This window comes from Paenibacillus sp. LHD-117 (genome assembly GCF_030929555.1).
In the GTDB taxonomy this organism is placed as follows: Bacteria; Bacillota; Bacilli; order Paenibacillales; family Paenibacillaceae; genus Pristimantibacillus.
Window position 1 is genome coordinate 1 of sequence record NZ_JAVFVT010000040.1, and the last position, 22340, is coordinate 22340.

The 22340-nt window shown below is 54.0% G+C and carries 14 protein-coding genes; 12 read left to right on the plus strand and 2 right to left on the minus strand.

The features are described from left to right. Positions 1 to 628 precede the first annotated feature (628 nt). On the minus strand, positions 629 to 2203 hold the full coding sequence (locus tag RB620_RS24850) for a histidine kinase N-terminal 7TM domain-containing diguanylate cyclase (RefSeq protein WP_308099107.1): 1575 nt from the start codon (positions 2201 to 2203) through the stop codon (positions 629 to 631). Positions 2204 to 2407: 204 nt separating this feature from the next. Here RB620_RS24850 and RB620_RS24855 point away from each other — a divergent pair, with 204 nt between their 5' ends. The 7 genes from RB620_RS24855 (at position 2408) to RB620_RS24885 (ending at position 12609) form a co-directional block, all read left to right on the plus strand. Beyond that, entirely contained in the window at positions 2408 to 4657 is a 2250-nt protein-coding gene (locus RB620_RS24855) for a CBM96 family carbohydrate-binding protein (RefSeq protein ID WP_308099109.1), read from the plus strand. Between the two features lie 82 nt (positions 4658 to 4739). Continuing rightward, positions 4740 to 5798: a peptidylprolyl isomerase gene (locus RB620_RS24860; RefSeq protein WP_308099111.1), complete on the plus strand. Its 1059-nt coding sequence runs from the start codon at positions 4740 to 4742 to the stop codon at positions 5796 to 5798. Between the two features lie 107 nt (positions 5799 to 5905). Next, the gene (locus RB620_RS24865) at positions 5906 to 6832 is read left to right on the plus strand and encodes a carbohydrate ABC transporter permease (RefSeq protein ID WP_308099112.1); all 927 of its coding nucleotides are present in this window, start codon (positions 5906 to 5908) and stop codon (positions 6830 to 6832) included. Positions 6833 to 6843: 11 nt separating this feature from the next. Further along, the gene (locus RB620_RS24870; protein WP_308099114.1) at positions 6844 to 7674 is read left to right on the plus strand and encodes a carbohydrate ABC transporter permease; all 831 of its coding nucleotides are present in this window, start codon (positions 6844 to 6846) and stop codon (positions 7672 to 7674) included. Between the two features lie 133 nt (positions 7675 to 7807). After that, positions 7808 to 9196, plus strand: coding sequence for an ABC transporter substrate-binding protein (locus tag RB620_RS24875; RefSeq protein WP_308099116.1), 1389 nt, complete (start codon positions 7808 to 7810; stop codon positions 9194 to 9196). Between the two features lie 118 nt (positions 9197 to 9314). Beyond that, the gene (locus tag RB620_RS24880) at positions 9315 to 11042 is read left to right on the plus strand and encodes a sensor histidine kinase (RefSeq protein WP_308099118.1); all 1728 of its coding nucleotides are present in this window, start codon (positions 9315 to 9317) and stop codon (positions 11040 to 11042) included. After that, on the plus strand, positions 11032 to 12609 hold the full coding sequence (locus RB620_RS24885) for a response regulator transcription factor (protein WP_308099120.1): 1578 nt from the start codon (positions 11032 to 11034) through the stop codon (positions 12607 to 12609). Before RB620_RS24880 ends, RB620_RS24885 begins: the two co-directional genes overlap by 11 nt. 69 nt (positions 12610 to 12678) lie before the next feature. On the opposite strand, the gene RB620_RS24890 is transcribed toward RB620_RS24885, so the two are convergent. Next, on the minus strand, positions 12679 to 13119 hold the full coding sequence (locus RB620_RS24890) for a CBS domain-containing protein (RefSeq protein WP_308099122.1): 441 nt from the start codon (positions 13117 to 13119) through the stop codon (positions 12679 to 12681). A 318-nt stretch (positions 13120 to 13437) separates the two neighbouring features. Here RB620_RS24890 and RB620_RS24895 point away from each other — a divergent pair, with 318 nt between their 5' ends. The 5 genes from RB620_RS24895 to htpG all read left to right on the plus strand — a co-directional run bounded on the left by RB620_RS24895 (position 13438) and on the right by htpG (position 22106). Beyond that, positions 13438 to 15675, plus strand: a complete 2238-nt coding sequence (locus RB620_RS24895; RefSeq protein WP_308099124.1) for a putative bifunctional diguanylate cyclase/phosphodiesterase — start codon at positions 13438 to 13440, stop codon at positions 15673 to 15675. 13 nt (positions 15676 to 15688) lie between these two features. Then, on the plus strand, positions 15689 to 17332 hold the full coding sequence (locus tag RB620_RS24900; RefSeq protein WP_308099126.1) for a thiamine pyrophosphate-binding protein: 1644 nt from the start codon (positions 15689 to 15691) through the stop codon (positions 17330 to 17332). Between the two features lie 25 nt (positions 17333 to 17357). Beyond that, the gene (locus RB620_RS24905) at positions 17358 to 17759 is read left to right on the plus strand and encodes a carboxymuconolactone decarboxylase family protein (protein WP_308099128.1); all 402 of its coding nucleotides are present in this window, start codon (positions 17358 to 17360) and stop codon (positions 17757 to 17759) included. Positions 17760 to 18293: 534 nt separating this feature from the next. After that, entirely contained in the window at positions 18294 to 20057 is a 1764-nt protein-coding gene (locus tag RB620_RS24910; protein WP_308099195.1) for an ABC transporter ATP-binding protein, read from the plus strand. A 168-nt stretch (positions 20058 to 20225) separates the two neighbouring features. Further along, complete coding sequence (gene htpG, locus RB620_RS24915; RefSeq protein ID WP_308099129.1) at positions 20226 to 22106, plus strand: molecular chaperone HtpG; 1881 nt, start codon at positions 20226 to 20228, stop codon at positions 22104 to 22106. The last annotated feature ends 234 nt before the right edge of the window (positions 22107 to 22340 follow it).

The following is a 22340-nucleotide window of genomic DNA, read 5'->3' on the forward strand; positions in this document are numbered from 1 at the left end:
TACATCGATTTTTACAACACTCGGCGGATGCACAGGAATCTCGGAAAACGCTCTCCCGCCGCATTCATGGCCTGGGCCAAAACGAAGCTGCCCGCAGAATTGGAACCATACAACCGAGTTGTGTAGCCAAGAAAATGGACGAAAACTTGCGATATTTAAAGTAATACTGCAAGAAACCTTCTCTACATGGGCAAGTCTCCGGATTTAGGGGGTCTAACCGGTTATTCGGCTCATTTTAATCGATTTGCATTTCTAACGGAAGTTAGGGGCCTTATTTTGTTTTTTCACCTGAAAAATTGCTATTTTTAGTAGAATAAGAGCTGAGAATTCCGTTAGAAATCCGATGAGGCTAATAATCGCATAATAAGAGCGCGGAGTTCCGTTAGAGCATGGAATGGTCACATTAAAATCGGAGCGATCTACTTGTCACGTGTTTGTAGGGGATGCACCACAGTATGGGATGCACCACAGCGCCTGCGCCCGCCGCCGCCTCCACTGCTGCGCCCGCCCCGCAGCCGCTCCGCCGCGCCCTTCCTCTAGCGCGCCGCGCCCGCTGCCGCGTTCCACCGCCGCGCCCGCCGCTACCGCCGCCACGCCTTGCTAGCGCGCCCGCCGCCACCGCTCCTTGCTAGCGCACAGCGCCCGCTGCTTCATGCAAGCAGACGCGGTTGCGGCCGCTCCGCTTCGCATTGTACAGCGCCGCGTCCGCAAGCCGAAGCAGCGTCTCCAGGCTATCGCCGCTGGCTTCGGAGGTGGCGACGCCGAAGCTTGCCGTAACCGCGAGCATGCCGTGCGCCGGTGACGAGAACGGCGTCGCGGCTAGCGCCGAACGCAGCTGCTCGGCCAGCTCTCCGGCCTGCTCGATCGTGACATCTCGAAGCGCGACGACAAATTCTTCGCCCCCGTACCGTGCGAACAGCATGTCCGTCGCGAGAACGCCGAGGCAGACGTTAGCCGTGTGTATCAGTACTTTGTCGCCGGTCTCGTGGCCGTAAACATCGTTAAAGCCTTTGAAATGATCGATATCGAACAACACGATGGAGGTCGGACGTTCCCGAAGAGCGGCGAGATCGAGCTGCTCCTTGCTCCGGATCATAAACTGAGTCCGGTTGCACAAGCCCGTCAAACCGTCGTAATACGCCATTCGTGTAAGCTGCTCTTCCAGCCTCTTCTGTTCCGTGACGTCGATGAGCATGAGCAAATCGCCGATCGGATCCCCGCCGCGCCCCCTCACGGTCGACAGCCGCGCTTGATAAACCGATAATTTTCCGCCGGTCTCCCACGCAAGCTCCATAATCGTCTCTTCTTCTCGTTTCATGCGAAGGCCCTGAAACGGCAGTCCGGTCAGGTTCTCCCATATATCGCCGAGTTTCTTGCCAAGAAGGTTTCTCCGCAAGGACGGAATCATGCCGGTGGCCGACCGGTTGTAATCGATTAGCCGTCCGGCACGGTCCAGTACGATAACGCCTTCCTTCATGCTCTCGAAAATATTCTCCTTCGCGATGGGAACGATCATCAGCAAACGCGTGGAAAGGATGGCCCAAATATACAAGGCCGACGTGACGCTCAGTATAAAAGGAACGGGATCCATGCCATGCGGCGTTACGCCGATCAAATAGAGGAATGAACCGATCATCGGCAGGCATTGGCCGCAGATGAGCGTGAAGAGCTGTACCCGGAACGAATTTTTTGTGGACAGCCATTGCCGAAGAAGCAGAACGACGCCCGCCAGCAGGCAGCCGAAGGTATAGGCTCCGTGAACGATATACCATTGTCCGACAATGATGTCGGCCATCGGGGTCGGGGTATCCGGGCGCAGATAAACATCCTTATAGAAGAGATGGTGGCTGTCGTTGGTCGCGACAAGCAGCATCGTCACGGCCGGAATCGCGAACATAGCATAGGCGAGCGCCGGCGGAATCCTTCTGTCGATATACCGGAGGACGAGCAGTAAGCCGACGACCGGAGCGAAGGCGATGCCGACGTACTCCACGACGCCCCACCGCTTGATCTCGGCCAAAGTTTCGCTGGCGAGCTCGAACGCAAAGGCGAAAATATAGACCGATTGCAAAGCCGTCCACCATACGAGGAGGCGAGCCTCGGGAAACTCCCGTCTTTTGAAAAATACATAGAGGCAAAGAAACGTGTTCAGCACGCCCGAGGTGGTGACCAGGGTAATATACGGCGTCAATTCTGACTGCATGATGGAGGCCCTCCAGTCGGGGTTAGTTAGGTCGAAAAAAGTCGAAATGTCGCTAAGACGGGACTTTCATCCATGGTATCATAGGTCGAGCGGTCGATGTCAAAAATATGCACCGATGAGTCAAAATCGTTCACGGCGAGCAGCAATAGGTTCGATTAAACTAATTGTTGTAAGCGTTATCATTTATAAGGGAGGAAAATGATTATGATGCAAGGTTTAACCAGGAACACGGCACTGTTGCTGGCGTGCTTGCTGCTGGCAAGCGTCTTTTACGCGTACCCGGGTCCCGAGAAAGCGAGTGCAGCGAATACGACGTATTACGTCGATTCGATCGGGGGCGACGACGCGAACGGCGGCACGACCCAATCCTCGCCATGGAAGTCGCTGGCCAAGGTGAACGCAACGACATTCCAACCAGGCGATCGCATCTTGTTCCGCACGGATCGGGTCTGGACGGGCCAGCTGTGGCCGAAGGGATCCGGCGTATCCGGGAACCCGATCATCATCGACCAATACGGCGCGGGCAGCAAGCCGATCATTAACGGCGCGGGCACAACGTATCCCGTCAACGTGTCGGGGGCCGTCATGTTGTACAACCAACAGCACTGGGAAATCAACAACCTGGAAGTAACGAATTATAGCACCACGGTGATCTCCGCGAGGGCCGGCATCTTGGCCTATAATAGTCAGGCAGGCGTCAATTCCCATATTTACGTGCGCGATTGTTACGTGCACGACGTCAACTCGAACGTTAACGGCAACAAAATAACGGGAGGCATTATCTTTTTCGGTACCCATATCGACAAGGACGGCGTGGCGACGCTCGGCGTGCAAGCCGGGTTCAATGACGTGCTGGTCGAGAACAATCATGTGGCGAACGTGACCAAGGAAGGCATCCGGATCAAGTCTGACGCGGGCAACAACCAGTATCCGCGCATCAATACGGACATCGTATTCAGGGGTAACTTCGTGGAAGAGGTATTCGGCGACGGCATGGTGCTGGCGGAGGTGGCATCGGGCGCGCTGGCAGAATACAACATCATCAAGAATCATAGCAAGACGAACACCGCGAACTACGCGGGTCTCTGGACGCATTATACGACGGGGGCGCTTATCCAATACAACGAAGTGTACGGCGGAACCGGCGGGTATAACGACGGCGAGGCGTTCGACTCGGATATTAACTGCGACGGCGAGGCGTTCGACTCGGATATTAACTGCGACGGCGACGTGTTCCAATACAACTACAGCCACGACAATTCCGGCGGCTTGCTGCTCGTCATGCCGAACGCGAAAAATTTAAAATTCCGCTACAATATCAGCCAGAACGACGGTTACCGGTCGGGGCAAGAAATTTTCCATTATCCCAATAACGTCGCGAGCAATCAAATCTATAACAACACGATCTATATCGGCCCTAGCGTAACAACGCAAATTTTCAAAAGGAGCGGCACGGCAACCGCCAAATTCTACAACAATATCATCAAAGCGGATGGCACGGTGTCCGCGTTCGCGAGCTCGGGTACATGGAGCGCTTCGACGGAATTCCGGAACAACGGCTTTTATCCGGCATCCATCGCGGCTACGAACGGACCTGCTTCCCATCCCGGGCTCGTCTCGGCCGATCCGCTGCTTGTCGCCGCAGGGAGCGGCGGCTCGAATATCGACATGACGGACGCGAACCGGCTGCCCGGCTATAAGCTGCAGAGCGCATCGTCGCTCATTAACAGCGGGATGTATGTGGGAAGCAACGGGGGCAAGGACTTCTGGGGCAACGCGCTGTATACGGGCAGCCCCGATATCGGCGCTTACGAATCCGACGTTGACGCGCCCGCCACGCTCAATATTCCGGCTGAAGCCGACAGCTACGTAAGAGATGGAGGGTACGCGGCTTCGAATTACGGAACGGCTGCTTCCATGACGGTGAAGTCGGACGCAAGCGGATACGCAAGAAAGGCGTACGTCAAGGTTGACTTCGGCGGCTTTGCCGGAACGACGGCGGAATCCGCCAAGCTCCGGTTATACGTATCGTCGGTGAACGCGGCGACGACGCGCACGGTCAGCCTGTACGGCACGACGGACGAGAATTGGACGGAGACCGGCATTACCTGGAACAATGCCCCGGCCGGAACGACTTTCATCGGCAGCGCTGCAATCGGCAACACGGCAGGAGAATGGGTCGAATTCGACGTAACGGCTTACGTCAACGGCCAGATGGCCGATAAGCGGGTTTCGTTCCTGCTTGTCAACGAAGGACCGTTCGCTTCGACGGGCGACGTCTCGTTCGGGACAAGAGAAGCCGTCGGCATCGGTCCCGTGCTGGCGCTCTCCGGGGGCGGCGCGTCTTCGGCCGTGCGGATCGACGCGGGCGGCACGACCGCGTTCATGCGGCGGGCGGTAGATACATCGCAGCGGATCGTACCTTCTCGATTACCGTTACCGATGGCGAGCTGAATCTGGATTTTGTCGCGAGCCTGGATAACGCGGTCATCTGCAGCATCGAAATCGTAAAACAATAGAAAGAGAGGGATTTCGGATGGGGATGAGCCCGGGCAAGAAGAGGCGGCTGCATCCTGTCGCCGCCGCGGTGCTTGCCGCAGTTGCCGCGGCTGCGGCGATTATATTCGTCGTAGCCGCGGCTTCCGACGGGACGGGGAACGAACGCGAGGCCGTCTTGGCTATTGGGGGAGAGTCTGTTTTTATGGACGAATTCATGTTATGGGCCAATGATTCCGTCGCCGAGGTATACGGTTACTTCCACGAGCGTTACGGTGCCGAGGACAACGCCGATTTTTGGACGACGGCGTACGGCGGGGAAATTCCGATCGAGCGGTTGAAGGAACAGACGCTGGAGAAGCTGAAACGGATCAAAGCGGAACAAACCATGATGAAGCGGCTCGGCGTGCTCGAGGGTACGGACTACGAGTCGTTCCTCCGCCGATTCAAGGCGGAGAACCATCGAAGGGCGAAGGCGCTCGAGAAAGGGGAGCCGGTATTCGGCCCGAAGCAGCTGACGCTAAACATGTTTTTTCAGCACGAACATGAAGGGAACCGGATCGCGCTGCTTCGCCTCCTTGAACGGGAATGGTCCTTGACGGACGACGCATTGCAGCAAAAGTACGAGCAGCTGCGCCTATTGCCGGAGTATCGCGCCGCTGACGAGATCGATGCGGTACGGGTTGCGTTCCCGCCGGGCTACTCGCCGATGCCGGAGGCTGTTATGCATGAGCTTGGGCAAGGGGCGTCGCCGGAACAACTTGTCTCTCTGCACCCGGATGCCGTCGCGGAGAAGCTGCATTACGGCAAGGACAATCGAGCGGCCAAGGAAGGCGGAGACCCCTTCTATGAAGCGGCTTTGGAACAGCGGAGCGGCGAGTGGAGCGGCATTATCGAGGGCGGCGAAGGAAGGTACTCCCTGATGTTCGTTGAGTCCCGCAAAGTTGGCGAGCCAAAAAGCTTCGAGGAAATGAAGGAAACCGTCAAGGCCGTCGTGCTGAACGAGCGGTACCAAGCCGCGGTAGCGGAAGAAGCCGGCCGGCTTGCGGTTATCGTCCATGAGGAAGCTTATCGACGAATTTCGGTCCGGGACCTGTAACGAACGCAAGGTAAAAATAGTGCACATTTAGGTACAAATCATTAGCGGCTATGTCCCTTCCGGTTGTCTATGATTATCTTAACTTTACAACATTGAGGTGAGAGATCATGGCAGCCAAGATTCAGCAAGCCGGAGCGGAGCCGCGCAAGCCGTTCTGGACCAACAAGCGGAAGGAAGCGGCATTCGGTTTTCTGTTCATTGCGCCCGAGATTATCGGCATTCTGCTGCTCGGCGTGTTTTCGTTAGTATTCTCTTTGTACTTGAGCTTCACGGAATGGAATCTCGTCGGAGGCTTCGACGCGATCAAGTTTATTGGCCTCGACAATTACGAGAAGCTGCTTCGCGACGAAAAATTTTACAAATCGTTATCGAACAACCTGCTCTACACGGTCATCACGGTGCCCGTCAGCATGGCTGCGGCGCTCGTGCTTGCCGTCATCATCCATTCGGCCGTCGTTGCCAAAGAGTTGTTCAAGGTCGTATTCTTCATTCCCTATATCGCGACGACGGTAGCGGTGGCCACCGTGTTCTCGGCGCTGTTCCATCCCTCGTTAGGCGTCGTGAACCAAGTCCTGATGACGTTCGGCGTCAGCGACCCGCCCAAGTGGCTGGGCAGCACGGATTTTGCCCTGTGGGCGATTATCGTCATTGCCGCATGGCAGGTAATCGGTTATAACATGATTATCTTCTTGGCGGGATTAACGAGCATCCCGGACGAGCTATACGAGGCCGCCCAGATCGACGGCGCGGGGAGATTCCAGCAATTCGTGTCCATCACCATCCCGATGTTAGGGCCGACGACGTTTTTCCTGAGCATCACGGCCATCGTATCCTCCTTCAAAGTATTCGACCTGATCGCGTTCCTGACGGAAGGCGGACCTAACAACGCCACGAACGTTCTTGTGTATTACCTCTATGAAGAAGGGTTCCAGAACTTCCGGATGGGCTACGCCTCGGCGCTGTCTTGGGCGTTGTTCGTCATCATCGCCGTTATCACCGCCATTACGTGGCGCGCGCAGAAAAGCCAATATTAAGGGGGAGCACGATGAAAAAAATACCGATCGTCAAACTGCTGGCTACCCTCTTCATGGGCGCGCTGGCCGTATTCTTCATGTCGCCACTGTTATGGATGTTATCCGCCGCCTCGAAGCGGGAAGCGGATGTGCTGACCTTCCCGATCGAGTGGATTCCGCGGCATTGGAATATCGTCGAAAACTTCAAAACCGTCTGGATGGGCAACGTGCCGTTCGGTCTGTATTACCTTAATTCGCTTAAGCTTGCGATACTCATGACGTTCCTTACGCTCATTTTCTCGTCCATGGCGGGTTTTGCGTTCGCGAAGCTAAACTTCCCGTTCAAGAACGGCTTCTTCGTCCTCTTGCTGTCGTTCTTCCTGATTCCGTCCGAATCGACCCTCGTGCCGAGATATATCCTGATCAAGTGGTTCGGGTTATACGATACGCATGAAGCGATCATTCTGATGGGCGCGTTCTCCATTCCGCTAACGTTTCTGATGCGGCAATTCGTCATCGGGATTCATAACGAATATATGGAGGCGGCCAAAATCGACGGCGCGGGATACTTCCGGATCTACTGGCAGATGATTCTTCCCATGTCGAAGCCGATTCTGGCAACGGTAGGCATCTTGAAATTCCTGTGGACCTGGAACGATTACCAGAATCCGCTGATCTTCCTGATCAGCAAGCCGCTCTACACCGTTACGCTCGGCTTGCAGTCGTTCTCCGATCAATACGGGACGAGCTACGCCGCGATCATGATGGCCGCCGTGTCGACGATCGTGCCTATCCTGCTTATCTTTGTCCTCTTGCAGAAGCAGGTGATCAAAGGAATCACGGTCGGCGGCGTGAAAGGGTGACGGGAATGGCGGCGGTAGGACAGAATTGTGCACGAAGAGAGCAAAATCGTTCACACCGGAATCGGCCGCCAGCCCCTACAATCAAGTTGTCAGCGATTTCCTAATCAAACGAATCCATAGGGGGAACTTCAAAATGAAAGCTATGAAACTGGTATTTATTTGTTCGCTCGTCATGCTGCTTCTGGCGGCCTGCGGTTCCGGCAACGGCAACCAATCGGGCGAGGGCGACAAGCCGGCAGCAACGAACCAGGGGAGCGGCAACGAAGGCAAGCAGGAGGGAGAGGAGAAGCCTCAGGACAAGGTCACGGTCAAGTACTATACCTGGGCGAACGGCGTTACTTGGGAGAACATCCAAAAGATCGCGGGCAACTTCGAGACGGCAAATCCTGCCATCGACGTGGAGCCTATCCAGTTGGTAGATAACGGCAACAGCACGGACTTCTACAAGAAGCTGGATATCATGGCCGCGACGGGCGAGCCGATCGACGTCGTCCAGTTCTCCAACGTCGACTTTATCGTCGAGCGTGCGGCCCGCGGGGTGCTCGAGCCGCTGGACGACTTCCTGGCGAAGGATAAGATCGACGCTTCCAAGGAATTTTACGTAAGCCCGAGCTACGACGGCAAGATGTACGGCATTCAAGACATGGCTTCGCCTTGGCTCATTGCGCTCAACAAAAGCGCTCTGGACGAAGCGGGCTTGCCGGTGCCGGAGTGGGGCTGGACATGGGACGACTTCCGCGAATACGCGAAGAAGCTGACCAAAGGCAAAGGCCAAGACAAACAGTACGGCGCCTACTTCCATACCTGGGGCGAATACGTCAACCTCATCACGTATACGGAGAAACCACACCCGTATTTGAATGCCGATAAAAGCCCGATTTTCGGCGACGAAAGCTACAAGCAATTTTTTGAGCTGCGCCGCGCGATGGAGCAAGAAGACAAGTCGGTGAAGCCGTTCTCCGACATCGTGGGAGCGAAGCTGCATTACGCGACGGAGTTTCTGAACGGCGACGCGGCGATGATTCCGACGGCTACTTTCATCCTGGGCATGATCGCGGACAAAGAGAAATACCCGCACGACTTCCAGACGGTGTTCGCGCCGCTGCCGCGCTCGTCCGAGGAAGTCGAGATCGGTTTATCTTATATCGGCGGCAACTTCCTCTCGGTCGGCGCAACGTCGGAGCATAAGGAAGAATCGTACCAATTCATTCGCTACATGGCGCAGCAGACGGACGTCATCCGCGATTTCCCAGGCTCCAGAAGCATCGACGGCGCTACGGTGACCAAGGCGTTGATCGGCGACAACGGCAATCTGATCGACGAAGCGTCGCTGATCGCGACCGCGTTCGACGGCAGAGTGAAGACGATTTACGACGCGAACTACACGACGGGCTACGCGAGCCAGCTGAAGAAAGTGATCGAAGACGGCTTCAGCGGTTATATTCTGGATAACAAGTCGGCGGAGGATGCGCAGGCCGCCATGACGGAAGCCGCGAAGACGGTAATCGAATCCGCAAAATAATAGTAGGGCGAAAAGGCGACCGGTCGGTTGCCTTTTCCTCCTGTTTTCTCCAAAAGGACGCCGATGGCGTGTCGGCCTGTCCCCATTTACAATAGAGGTATCAGCTAGGGGGATGACAATGCGCAGGCTATCCATGGGTTCTTTTTATATCCGCAATCAATTGTCGATGTTTCTGTTTATCATCGTTCCGCTCGCGGCCGTGTCGGCCATGACTTATTTCGTCATTAAGGACGTGGTCATCGATAAGGTCCAGAGCTCCCGGCAGAACGTGTTGGACGTCATGGCGATGGATCTGAGCAAAAACATCGAAGACATTATTTACGCGACCAATCTGTTCAGTTATCCTCACAGCGCGTCATACGGCGATCTGCTCGCGTTCAGGGATGTCGGCAAGCTGGCCTCGGGCGCAGAATACAAACGATATAACCGGATAACGGAGCTGCTGGATCTCGCGTTCTCCAAGACGACGGGGCTTGATGCCCGCGTGATTTACGTCAATCGGGGACATCTCCCGATCTCGCTCGCCGGAGTCGAAGAGAGCGAGAATCGCGCGCTTCTTCGGGAACTGGAGCGGCAAGTCGACGACGCATGGATTCGGAAGGCGAGCCCGAGCCGGATTTATTGGATGGACATTTCCTCGGGAGAGCAATCCTACTCTTTTTTCGTGAAGGCAGTAAAGGGCGAGGGCGGCGAATATTTCGGCGTGTTGTACGTTGGTCTTCCGCATTCGTATTTCGACAAGTTGTTTGGCGGAGTCGGAACGGGAACGATCGAGCTTCGGGAGGAGTCGGGCGAGACGATCTACCGGCTGGCGTCGGATTCGGGGGAACGGGAGGGAGATGCGATCGAGCTGGCCGCTTCCGTGGCGAAGACGGGGTGGAAGCTGACGCATCGGTTCTCGTCGGCGGAGATGACGGATCAGATTACTCGGACGTTCAAGCTCTATGCGATGTTTCTATCGGTCTTCGTACTTGTGTTTATTCTCATCTCGATCGCGTTGTCGAGGCGTCTGCACCGTCCGCTCTTCAAGCTCAAAAATACGGCGGAGCAATTCGGCGGAGGCAACCGCCTCGTCCGGTTTCCAGTGAAGGGCAACGACGAGTTCGCCGTCATGGGGCGCGCCTTCAACACGATGCTGGATCAAATTAATGAGCTCATTGCTAGCGTCGAACAGGAGCAAGAGGAGAAACGGGTGATCGAGCTTCAGGCTCTGTTCTCCCAAATCCAGCCGCATTTCTTGCTCAATACGCTTAATTCCATCAAATGCGAGCTGTATCTCGCAGGGGATATGGTCCGCAGCAAGCACATCGATTCGTTGATGAGCCTGCTGCGCGCCTATATGCGAATGAACGAGAACAGCACCCTGAAGCAGGAGTGCAAGCTTCTCCAGGATTACGTGGACATCATGAAAGTGCGCAGCGGCCTGCAAATTCGGCTTGTCATCGAGCTGCCGGCCGAATTGGAGAACTTCGAGGTGCCGAGGCTGATCCTGCAGCCGTTCGTCGAGAACGCGATCATCCATGGTTTCTCGGACTTGCCGCCGGAGGCCGTCATTGGCGTCGGAATCAGCGCCAACGACCGCTTGTTGACGGTCGGCGTAACCGACAACGGCGTCGGCATGGATTCCGCGGAAACCGAGAAGCTTAATGCCAGGCTCGAATCTGAGGACCTTGGCGAAGAAAACAAGGGCGTCGGCCTCGCGAATACGCTGAGAAGATTAAGGCTGACTTACGGGGCGGGCGTAAGGCTTCTTGCAGAGAAGAGCAAGGGCGCCGGCATGTCGTTCACGTTAACGATTCCGCAATACAGCTTGGACGTGGAAGGAGATAAACGCGATGGTTTATGACGTGATGCTGGTGGACGACGATTATCCGATGCTTAAATTTTTGGAGCGGGTTCTTCCATGGGAGGAGCACGGTCTGCGGCTAGCCGGTTCGGCTTTAACCAGCCAGAAGGCGCTGGAGCTGTTCAAGGAGAAGAACCCGCAAATCGTCATATCGGATATCGGGCTTCCTCATATGGACGGCATCGAGCTAACCGCCGAAATGAAGCGGCTGAAGCCGGAGCTGCGCGTCATCTTCCTGACCTGCCACGAAGATTTCCATTATGCGCGGAAAGCGATCGGGGTCGGTGCGGACGATTATTTGATCAAGGACGAGCTGACTCCGGAGAAGCTGAGCGACAGCTTGAACAAGTCGGTCGTATTGCTCAGCGAAACGGTCAAGCAGAAGGAACTGCTGGAGAAGCGCGTCGAAGTCCAGAGGAACAAGGATGTGTTGAAGCAATCCTTTATGAACCGGATCAAATCGGGCGAGACGTCCGATTCCGTCAGGCAGCTGGGTCTCCGAATCGGCATCGATTGGAACAAACCGCAGTTTATCGCCGGGATCCTCCGGATGGATTACGCTTCATTCATTCGGCAATACGCGCTGAAGGATCTGAAGCTGATCCGGTACGCTTTGTCCAACATCATGGATGATTTCGCGGAAGCGAAAGAAGGCCTATCGGTCATCGGAGGGGAGGACGGCGACATCGGCATCGTTTATAACTTCGAGAATAACCTCGCCCTGAACGCGCACGGACGATTGGCCGACTTCATCAGGCAAGTAGGGGAAGCGGCAAAAAACTATATCCGAATCGAGATCCGTTTCGTTATTAGCCGTTCCTTCCAAGGGATGGAAACGATCGGCCCGATGTTCGGGAAACTAAGGACGTTCCGGCAAGGGTGTTATTACGAGCGTAAACCCGACGCCGTTATGCGGGAATATAAAGAATTGCCGTGGCAGGAAGCGGCCTATTTCGCCTTGCAGGCCAAAACCGAATGGATGGATGCGTTCGCCAGAGTCGACGCCGCCGGACTGAAAGACATTTTGCGCCGAATCGCCCATGAAGCGGCGGAAGCGAAAGCCGATCCGGCGAAGTGGCTGGGCGATTGCTCCCAATTCATCCGGATGCTAGAGTTCGAGTCCCGATATTCGCGCGATTCGGATCTCTTCCATCAATGTCTCCTGCGATCGGGCGACCTAAACGAAACGATCGAGCTGGCGGTCGGACGAATCGAACAAATCATGGATTCGATGACCGAAGAGGCGATGGCCTTCTCGAAGACGCCGAAGCTGCAAGTGATCGAAAGCTACGTGCGCAGCCATCTGTCTGAAAATATTTCCTCCGTGAGCATGGCGAACTACCTGTTCCTGAATCCAAGCTATTTCTCCCGTTATTTCAAGAAGCTGACGGGGATGAACTACACGGACTACGTCCATCGGCTTAAGATGGGCATCGCGGCGCAGATGATGAAGAACAAGGAAGCGACCATCGAGGTCATATCGGGGAGGCTTGGGTATTCGGACCGGACCTACTTCTCCAAGGTGTTCAAGAAATACGTAGGCGTCAGTCCGAGCGATTACAAATAGGTTACGCCGCGGAGCGGAAAGCGCAATAAAGCGTTTTGCCGCTCCTTGGCGAACCATCATCCCGCCGCTTTAATGCAAGGGGGTTGCGGGGTTTTCCGAAATTTCGCTGAGCGCTTGGCCTGCCTTTTCGTCCGTCATCTTGGCTGTAGCGAGGTCGCCGAGCGCGATGACGCCGACAAGGCGGCCGTTATCGACTACGGGCAGCCGGCGGATCTGATGCGTGGCCATGAGCGACGCGGCTTCTTCCGCGTCCGTGTCCGGCGAGACGGTCACGGGCGATTCGCTCATCACATCCTGCACGGGACACGATCCGGGACGTTTCCTCGCATAACCCCGTACGACCAAATCCCTATCCGTGACCATGCCCAGCAGCTTGCCGCTGTCTCCGACCTCCACGACCGGGACGAATCCGATATCATGCTCCGCCATCATGACGGCAATTTCATGAACATTGTCTCTTAACGTGACGGTTTTCGGGTTTTTCGACATCAATTCCTGGACCTGTTTCAATCGATAAATCCTCCTATCGTTCTATCGAGTTGGACGGCATCTAAGACCTTCCTAACCTATATTGTGTGATAAGAGTCGATTCTATCCGAAAAAATCGTCAAATCCTCCATATTCCTGCATATTTCTGTTGAACGTTGAGAACTGCTGAAGTAAAATAGATGGAAGGTACCTATAAATTCCTTTTTTTTCTGTGAAGAACCGTCAGCCAGAGCGACTACCCTTGTATAGTCTTTTGTGCTGGCTTTTTTAAGTTGTCAGAGTACGGCAAGTGCCGTTTTTACTTGATTTCATAGAGATGGATCGTTGGAAGTGAGGATTATGATGAATAACGAGATTTGGCTGCGGCAATCGCAAGACAGGTGCTATAGGCTCGGAATTAATCCGGGTGTCGTGCCTGCGTTTTCGACCGTGTTGACGGAAGCGGAACTAGCAAGCAAGAGAATGGAATACGAGGAGATCTTGTCCGTCATTAATTTTTTCGTGAACAAGATGCTGGAGCTGATGAAGGGCTTGCCGCTCCTGATCTTGATCTCGGACGAGAACGGATGCATTCTCGAGATGGCGGGAGACGAGACGATCAAGACCATCGTCAGCCAATCCGGGATTCGAGTGGGACTGGTCTTCACGGAGCAGGAGGCGGGCACGAACAGCATCAATCTGGCGCTGGACCACCGCGAGCCGTTCCAACTGATCGGGAGAGACCACTACTTTCATTTCCTGGAAGCCAGCGCCTGTTATTCCGTCCCGTTCCAATACACGGATGTCAGCAACCTTCTCGGCACAATCACGATCATGACTACGATCGACCAGCATAATCCGTTCCTGCTTGCCATGTTATGCACGGTCGTGGATTCCATCGAGAGAGAGCTTCTCCTCAAGAAACAGAACAGAAGGCTGCATATTTTGAACCAGGTCGTGATCGAGACGACAAGGAACGGAATCATCATTACCGACCGCGACGGCAAAATTACGGAATATAACCAGTTCGCCGAATACATCACCGATCTGAAGAAGCAAGACGTCCTTCACAAGTCGATCGTCGAGCTGAAGATCAGCCAATATATAAATGAAGTTCTCCATTACGGCATCGTTTATGAGGATATGGAGATCAGCATCAAGCAGAAGAGTCAGGACGAGAAGCTGGTCTGCCTGTTCGACGCCTTCCCGATCTACGACCAGAACGGCACCATTATGGGAGCTTTCGCCCAGTTCCGCGACATTACGGAGCGATCCAAGGCGGAGAAACAAATCAACCATTTGGCCTATCACGACGATCTGACCGGATTGCCTAACCGGCGTTTTTTCACGCAGCACTTGAACAAGCTGCTGGATTCGCAAGAAGGAGAGAGAAACCCGTTCGGCCTTATGTTCCTGGATCTCGACAGCTTCAAGAAAATCAACGACAATCTGGGCCATAACAACGGAGACGCGCTGCTTAAGCTGGTCGCGGGCAGACTGAAGAACTGCTGCCGCACGTCTAAACATTTTGTATCGCGAATGGGCGGAGACGAATTCACCATCGTGGTCAAGGACATGAAGAACCAAGAAGAGATTATTGAGGTCGCGGATAACATCATCAAGGCGTTCGAAGTGCCGTTCGTGGTTGAGGACTACGAATTCTATATCACGGCAAGCATCGGCATCGCGTTCTACCCGCAGGACGGCACGGATGCGGAGACGCTGATGAAACGGGCGGATATCGCGATGTACCTCGCCAAGGACAGCGGAAAAAACAATTATGCCGTCTATAAGGCCGCCAAGAGCAGCATCGGCATGGAGCAGCTCACGCTGGAGAACTCCATTCGCAAGGCGCTTCAGAACAATGAGTTCGTTCTGCATTACCAGCCTCAGATCGAATTGGAGACCGGCCTGATCATCGGCACGGAAGCTTTGATCCGTTGGAACCATCCGACGCTGGGTCTCGTGTCGCCTTCCAAGTTCATTCCGATCGCCGAAGAGACCGGTCTGATCGTGCCGATCGGCGAATGGGTCTTGCGGACCGCATGCAAGCAGAACAAGCAGTGGATCGATCAGGGCGTCACGCCTATGAAGATATCGGTGAATCTCTCGACCCGCCAATTCCTGAAGAGGGACCTGGTCGACACCGTTCAGAGGATTCTTGTCGAGACGGGCCTTGATCCTGGATTATTGGAGCTCGAAATAACCGAATCGATGACGATGGACGTCGACTTTGCCATCGAAGTGCTGGGGGAGCTGAAGAAGCTCGGCATTCACGTCTGCATCGACGACTTCGGCACCGGCTACAGCAACTTGTATTATTTGAAGTTATTCTCGATCGACCGGCTTAAGATCGACCAATCTTTTGTACGGGACATTATGACCGATTCGATCGATGCCGACATTGTGTCTACGATCATCGCCATGGCTTACAACTTGGGAATTGACGTTATTGCGGAAGGCGTGGAGACGGAGGACCAACTGAATTATTTGAAACGATTGAGATGCCGAGAGGTGCAGGGGTATTACTTTCATCGTCCGCTGCCCGCCGAGCAACTGAATCGAATCTTAAAGCCTTACGGCTATTACGAGTTTTGATGAAGGAGACAAAATGAAAAAAAAGCTATATTCGATTATCGTAGAGCACTTCAAACGCTGGGGAGTCAAACATGTTTTCGGCATTCCCGGCAAGTCGATTTCGCCGCTGATGCTGGAGCTCGAGAGCCAGGAAATCAAGTACGTGCTTGGACGCCACGAGACGGGCTGCGGCTTCGAAGCGTCCGGTTATGCGCTGGGCAGCGGAACGGTAGGCGTAGCCATCGCGACATCCGGTCCCGGAGGCACGAATATGATAACGGCTGCGGGACAAGCGAAAGAATTCGGGCTTCCCGTCCTATTCATTACGGGCCAGCCTTCCATGCAGGATACGGGCAAAGCGCTTAGCCAAGATTCCAGCCAATTCGGAATGGATCTGGTGAAGATGTTCGAGCCGGTCACGCTGTTCAGCGCCCGCGTCGAGCGAGGCGATCTGCTTCCGCTTTACTTGAAACATGCCATCGAGCGTGCCTATTACGGAGAGAAAGGTCCTGTCCACTTATGCATCCCGTTCGACGTGCTGATGGAAGAGATCGAGGAATTCCGGGTGCCGCTTCCGGAATACGCTTCGCCGGTCGTAGCGCGGAGCGTGGACAGAGCGGTAACGATGCTGAACCAAGCGAACCGTCCCGTGTTATTCCTGGGCAAAGGCGCCATTATGGCGGAAGCGTTCGAGGAGATCCGGATGATCGCCGAACATTGGCGCATCCCCGTCGTAACGGCTCCGGGGGGCAAGAGCGCCTTTCCTTCCACTCATCCGCTGTGCCACGGCGGGTATGGGCTTGGCGGTTCGCCGGTCGCGATGGACTATATGGTGTCAGGCATCGATCTGATGATCGTGATCGGCAGCAAGCTTTGCGACATGCAGCTGTCGGGCTTTACGGATGAGATGAAGCCGAAGCAGATGCTGCAATTCGAATACGATTTGACGTTCGCGGGCAAGTCGGTGGATGTATATACGGAGATCGTGCTTGGCGATCTGAAGTCCAACCTTCGGCAAGTGATCGAAGCGGCCGGCGCCGAAGGGCGTCCGAACGAATATAAGCTGCGTCCGCTGCCGCAGTATGATGCGGACAGGTACCATGGGAAGATCATGCAGGCAGGCGAATCGTTCCGCGCGCTGCGCGCTTCCCTGCCCGAAGACGCGCTTATGTTCGGCGATGCGGGAAGCCATTCCTTCTATGCCGTGCAGCATCTGGAGATGCCGCAAGTCGGAACGTTCTATTTCGATGAAGTGTTCATCGCCATGGGAGCGGCCATCGGCTATTCGATCGGCGCGAAGATCGCATGCCCGGACAGGCCTGTGGTTTGCATTACAGGAGATGGCTGCATTCTGATGCAAGGTACTGAAATTTCGACGGCGGTCAATCACGGCGTTCCCGTTATCTTCTTCGTCCTGAATAACGGACGGTTGGACATGGTAGACAAAGGCATGTCATACAATACCGGCCGTTCGGTGGGAGCCGTCTACGAGCATCCGCTCGATGTCAGCGGATTTGCGATGTCCATGGGCGCATCCGCGTATCGCTGCCACCATCCAAGGGATATTCAAGAAGCAGTCCAAGCGGCTTTAACGTCTAGCGGCCCTACCGTCATCGAAGTGATGGTCGACCCGCAAGAAATTCCGCCGATTCTGACACGGCTGCTGACGATGGCTTGATTGCAACAGAAACGGGAGGAAAGCAATGAATTCGAACGCATACGACAAAGGCATCGAGATGTTAAGCAAGATGGTCGGCCCGGATGTCCTGCAAGTAACCGTGGACAAGGTAAGGAAGTTCAGCCCCGATTTCGCGGATATGATTGTTTCGTTCCCGTATGGCACGATTTATTCAAGACCGGGTCTAGACTTTAAGCAGCGGGCGCTCGTCGCGATCTCTGCGCTGATTGCTTCGGGCTCCGACGCGCAGCTCGACTTCCACATTCATGCCGGACTGAACGCCGGACTTACGCCGGATGAAATCATAGAAGCGATTATGAACTGTTTGCCGTATGCCGGCTTCCCCAAATCGATCAGCGGTTTGTTCGTGGCGATGCGGGTATTCGAGGAACGGGGAATCAAACCTTCGGGTAGCGAAGAGGCTTAAAAAGGATGTTCAAAAAGTCCACTTTTGATCACGAAGTATACCAGGCAGCGTATTCGACATCGAATATTTCCTGATGCCCACGAAAGTGAAGGGAAGCTTCGATGCCAATTCCGATTACTTTCGCGGGGCCCGAGTTTGCCGAAACATCCGGTGATGTGCTCACGTAGCTATCACGCTCCGCTCCTCATTTTCTAGCTTCATCCAATCTTCTACAGCGTTTTTGAAAAAAACGCAGCATCGTAAGCATACGCTCATGTGCTGAAAACCGGACTTTTTGAACTCGCACTAATAGGAATACGAGAAAGCCGTCTGCGGAGAATGTTTTTCCGGGACGGCTTTTTTTTGACTATGAAGGGTTCGAAAACATTAAAACCAAAGTTTAAAGGTACTTGACGGTTAATTTGTATGGATAAAGCAAATTTTCTAGCTATAATGCTTGAAACCTTTCCATTTGCATGAATGTACTATAATGATTGTACAGGGAGGAAAATGTTTGCAATAAACTTAATATTCGGAGGGGTCATCGAATTGGACATGAACAAACAGGAAGACGGAAAAGGTAAGATTCAAAGGACGACTGTAGCCTACTTCATCAAGCTGCTTCGAGAAACAGGCATTCCGAAGCTTGTGCTTGGCGCGGCCATAGCTTTAAGCATCATTTCTTCCTTAATAGGGCTGATTGTGCCTCTCATAACAGGCGATTTGATCGACAATTTCTCGGTAGATAAGTTGAACGTCACCTCTATTGCAGCATTGGCGGGCATATTCGTCTTGGAGGCCATAACCGGCGGAATATCGTATTATATGCTTGCATTCGTAGGCAACCGGATGGTCAATAAGCTGCGCAAGCGGCTTTGGGACAAAGTTCTGTCGCTGCCCGTTCCGTTCTTCGATCAGTATCGGTCGGCGGATACGATGAGCAGAGTGACCAACGACACGAATGAAATCAAGACGTTGATTACCGATCATTTGATTACGTTTTTCTCGAATGTGCTAACGGTATTAGGCGCCGTCGCCATCTTGTTCTTTATCGACTGGCAAATGACCTTGGTTATTTTGCTCGCGGTGCCGCTTGGATTTGGCATCTTGATGCCGATCGGAGGGAAGATGTACAAAATTTCGATCAGCATGTACGAACAGCTTGCGAATCTTGCTTCTTTGCTGACGCAGGTCATTAGCGAGATCAGACTGGTGAAAGCATCCAACGCAGAAAGCAAGGAACAAAGCGGCGGGTATGAGAAGATGGACAATTTGTTCCGATTTGGAATGAAAGAGGCCAAAATAAACGCGGTGCTCGGTCCTCTCATGTCGATGGTGATGGTTGCGCTGCTTGTTGTCATTATCGGGTATGGCGGCGTTAGAGTTTCCTCGGGCGCGCTCAGCGCAGGGGAGCTTGTGTCGTTTATTCTGCTTCTGTTCCAAATAATGTTCCCCTTCAGCCAATTCGCGACGTTCTACTCCCAATTGCAGAAGGTAATGGGGGTGACGGAGCGTTTGCGGCTGATCCTTGAATATCAATCCGAATCGGATGACGCGGGCGTCCCTGCTCCGGGAGAGCAGCGTGATTTGAATTTCCGCGACGTATCGTTCGCTTATTTGGACAATGAGCCTGTGCTGCGAGGCGTCACGTTTACGGTGCCCGCCAATCAAATAACGGCCCTGGTCGGGCCGAGCGGAAGCGGGAAGACGACCGTGTTCTCCTTGATCGAAAGATTCTACGTCCCAACCGGGGGCATGATTGCGTACGGTGACGATGCCATTCGCTCGTTCGATCTGGACTCGTGGAGAAACAAGATCGGATATGTCTCGCAAGATAGTACGCTGATGTCCGGAACAATCCGGGAGAATATGATTTATGCTTGCGGAACGGACGTGAAGGAGGAAGACATGATCGAAGCCAGCAAGCAGGCTTACGCGCATGAATTTATTAAAACCTTGCCGAAAGGCTATGATACCGAAGTCGGAGAACGGGGAATTCAATTGTCAGGCGGACAACGACAAAGAATCGCGATTGCGAGAGCATTGCTCAGACAGCCCGATCTGCTCATTCTGGATGAAGCGACAGCAAGTCTGGACAGCGATTCCGAGCATGAGGTGCAGAAGGCGCTGAATCATCTGATGAACGACCGCACAACGATCGTGATCGCGCATCGTTTATCCACGGTTGTGGAGGCTGACCGGATTATCGTGCTTGAGCATGGCAGAGTAACGGGAATCGGCAAGCACGAACAGTTGCTGCAGACTCATCCTTCCTATATCGAGTGGGCAAGGAAGCAGTTCCAGGCAGGCGCTGGCTGAAAGAGAGTAGAACATTCTATCCATTTACGCCGGCTTGGAGTTGACACCAAAATTAAGGTTATGGTATATAAAAAGAGGGATTAGCACTCGTATATGATGAGTGCTAATGAGATGCGTCGGATAGGCCGATGACGGACCCAGTTCCACATTTGAGAGGAGAGCATATTCATGGCTATGAAACAATTCCAAGCGGAATCCAAACGTCTGCTGGAGATGATGATTAACTCGATCTATACGCAGAAGGAAATTTTCCTTCGGGAGCTGATCTCCAACGCAAGCGATGCCATCGACAAAATTTATTACAAAGCGTTGACGGATGACAGTCTGGTTTTCAATAAAGAAGATTATTACATCAAAGTGACGGCGGATAAGGCGGCGCGCACGCTGACGCTAACGGATACCGGCATAGGCATGACGCAGGAGGAGCTCGAGAACAACCTCGGCGTCATCGCGAAGAGCGGTTCGCTTGCGTTCAAACAACAGAACGAAGCGAAGGAAGGCCATAACATTATCGGCCAGTTCGGCGTAGGTTTTTATTCCGCGTTTATGGTGGCGGACGAAGTGAAGGTAACAACAAGAGCGCTCGGTAGCGAGCAAGCGTACCAATGGGTGTCCGAAGGCGCGGAAGGATACACGATCACGCCGGCAGAGAAGGAATCCGTGGGCACGGAGATCGTGCTGAAGATCAAGGAAAACACCGAGGACGAGCAGTACGACGAGTTTCTGGAGCAATATCGCTTAAGGGCGATCATCAAGAAGTATTCCGACTTCATCCGTTATCCGATCAAGATGGATATGAAAAGCCAGCGTCCGATGGAAGGCAGCGAGGACGAGCTCGAAGAAATCGTGGAAGAGCAGACGGTCAACAGCATGGTGCCGATCTGGCGCCGCAACAAAAACGAGCTGACGGACGAGGATTACGCGGCATTTTACGCGGAGAAACGGTACGGCTTCGACAAGCCGCTGAAGCATGTCCACATTAGCGCGGACGGCGCCGTCGTGTACAACGCGATCCTGTACGTCCCGGAGAACGCGCCGTTCGATTACTATACCAAAGAGTACGCCAAAGGTCTGGAGCTGTATTCCAACGGCGTGCTGATCATGGACAAATGCGCGGATCTTGTGCCGGACTACTTCAGCTTCGTGAAGGGTATGGTCGACTCCGAGGACTTGTCGCTGAACATCTCCAGGGAGCTGCTCCAGCACGACCGCCAGCTCAAGCTGATCGCCAAGAACATCAAGAACAAAATCAAAGGCCTGCTCCAAAGCATGCAGAAGGACGACCGCGAAAGCTACGAGAAGTTCTACAAATCGTTCGGCCGCCAGCTGAAGTTCGGCGTGTACAACGACTACGGAATGAATAAAGCCGACCTGCAGGATCTGCTGTTGTTCCACTCCTCCAAGGAGAACAAGCTGGTCAGCCTGGACGAATACGTATCCCGTATGCCTGAAGATCAGAAGTACATCTATTACGCCGCGGGCGAGTCGATCGCGCGCATCGAGAAGCTGCCGCAAATCGAGGTTGTGCTTGAGAAGGGCTATGAAATTTTGTATCTGACGGACGACATCGACGAATTCGCGATCAAGATGATCATGAATTACAAGGAGAAGGAGTTCAAATCGATCTCCAGCGGCGATCTCGGTTTCGAAGCGGACGAGAAGGACAAACCTGCCGATTCGGAAGAGAGCGGCAATAAGGAGCTGTTCGACGGCATGCTTGAACTGCTGGGCGGCAAGGTGAAGGCGGTCAAGGCGTCGAAACGTCTGAGAAGCCATCCGGTCTGCTTATCCGCGGAAGGCGAGCTCTCGATCGAGATGGAGAAGATCCTGAAGGCGATGCCGGACAGCGGCGACGTAAAAGCGGACAAGGTGCTGGAAATCAACGTGGGTCACGACGTGTTCCAGTCGCTCAAGAACGCTTATGGTTCGGACAAGGAGAAGTTTAACCTGTATACGCAGCTGCTTTACAATCAAGCTCTTCTCATCGAAGGGCTGCCGATTCAGGATCCGGTCGAGTTCACGAACGATATTTGCAAAGTGATGGTGTAACATTATGTCAAAAACCCGTCTGCGGCTCTATGGCCGAGACGGGTTTTTGCTGTTTTCAACCATTCTCACTAGAAGAAATTGAGTGATCGTACTCACAACGCCCAACTGGGGTGCCATGTGCCGAATGTGTACGAAAAATCGTATACATTACGTCCAACCGGGGCGTAACGGGCCGAATGTGTACGAAAAATCGTACTCACAACGCCCATCCGGGCTGCAATGTGCCGAATGTGT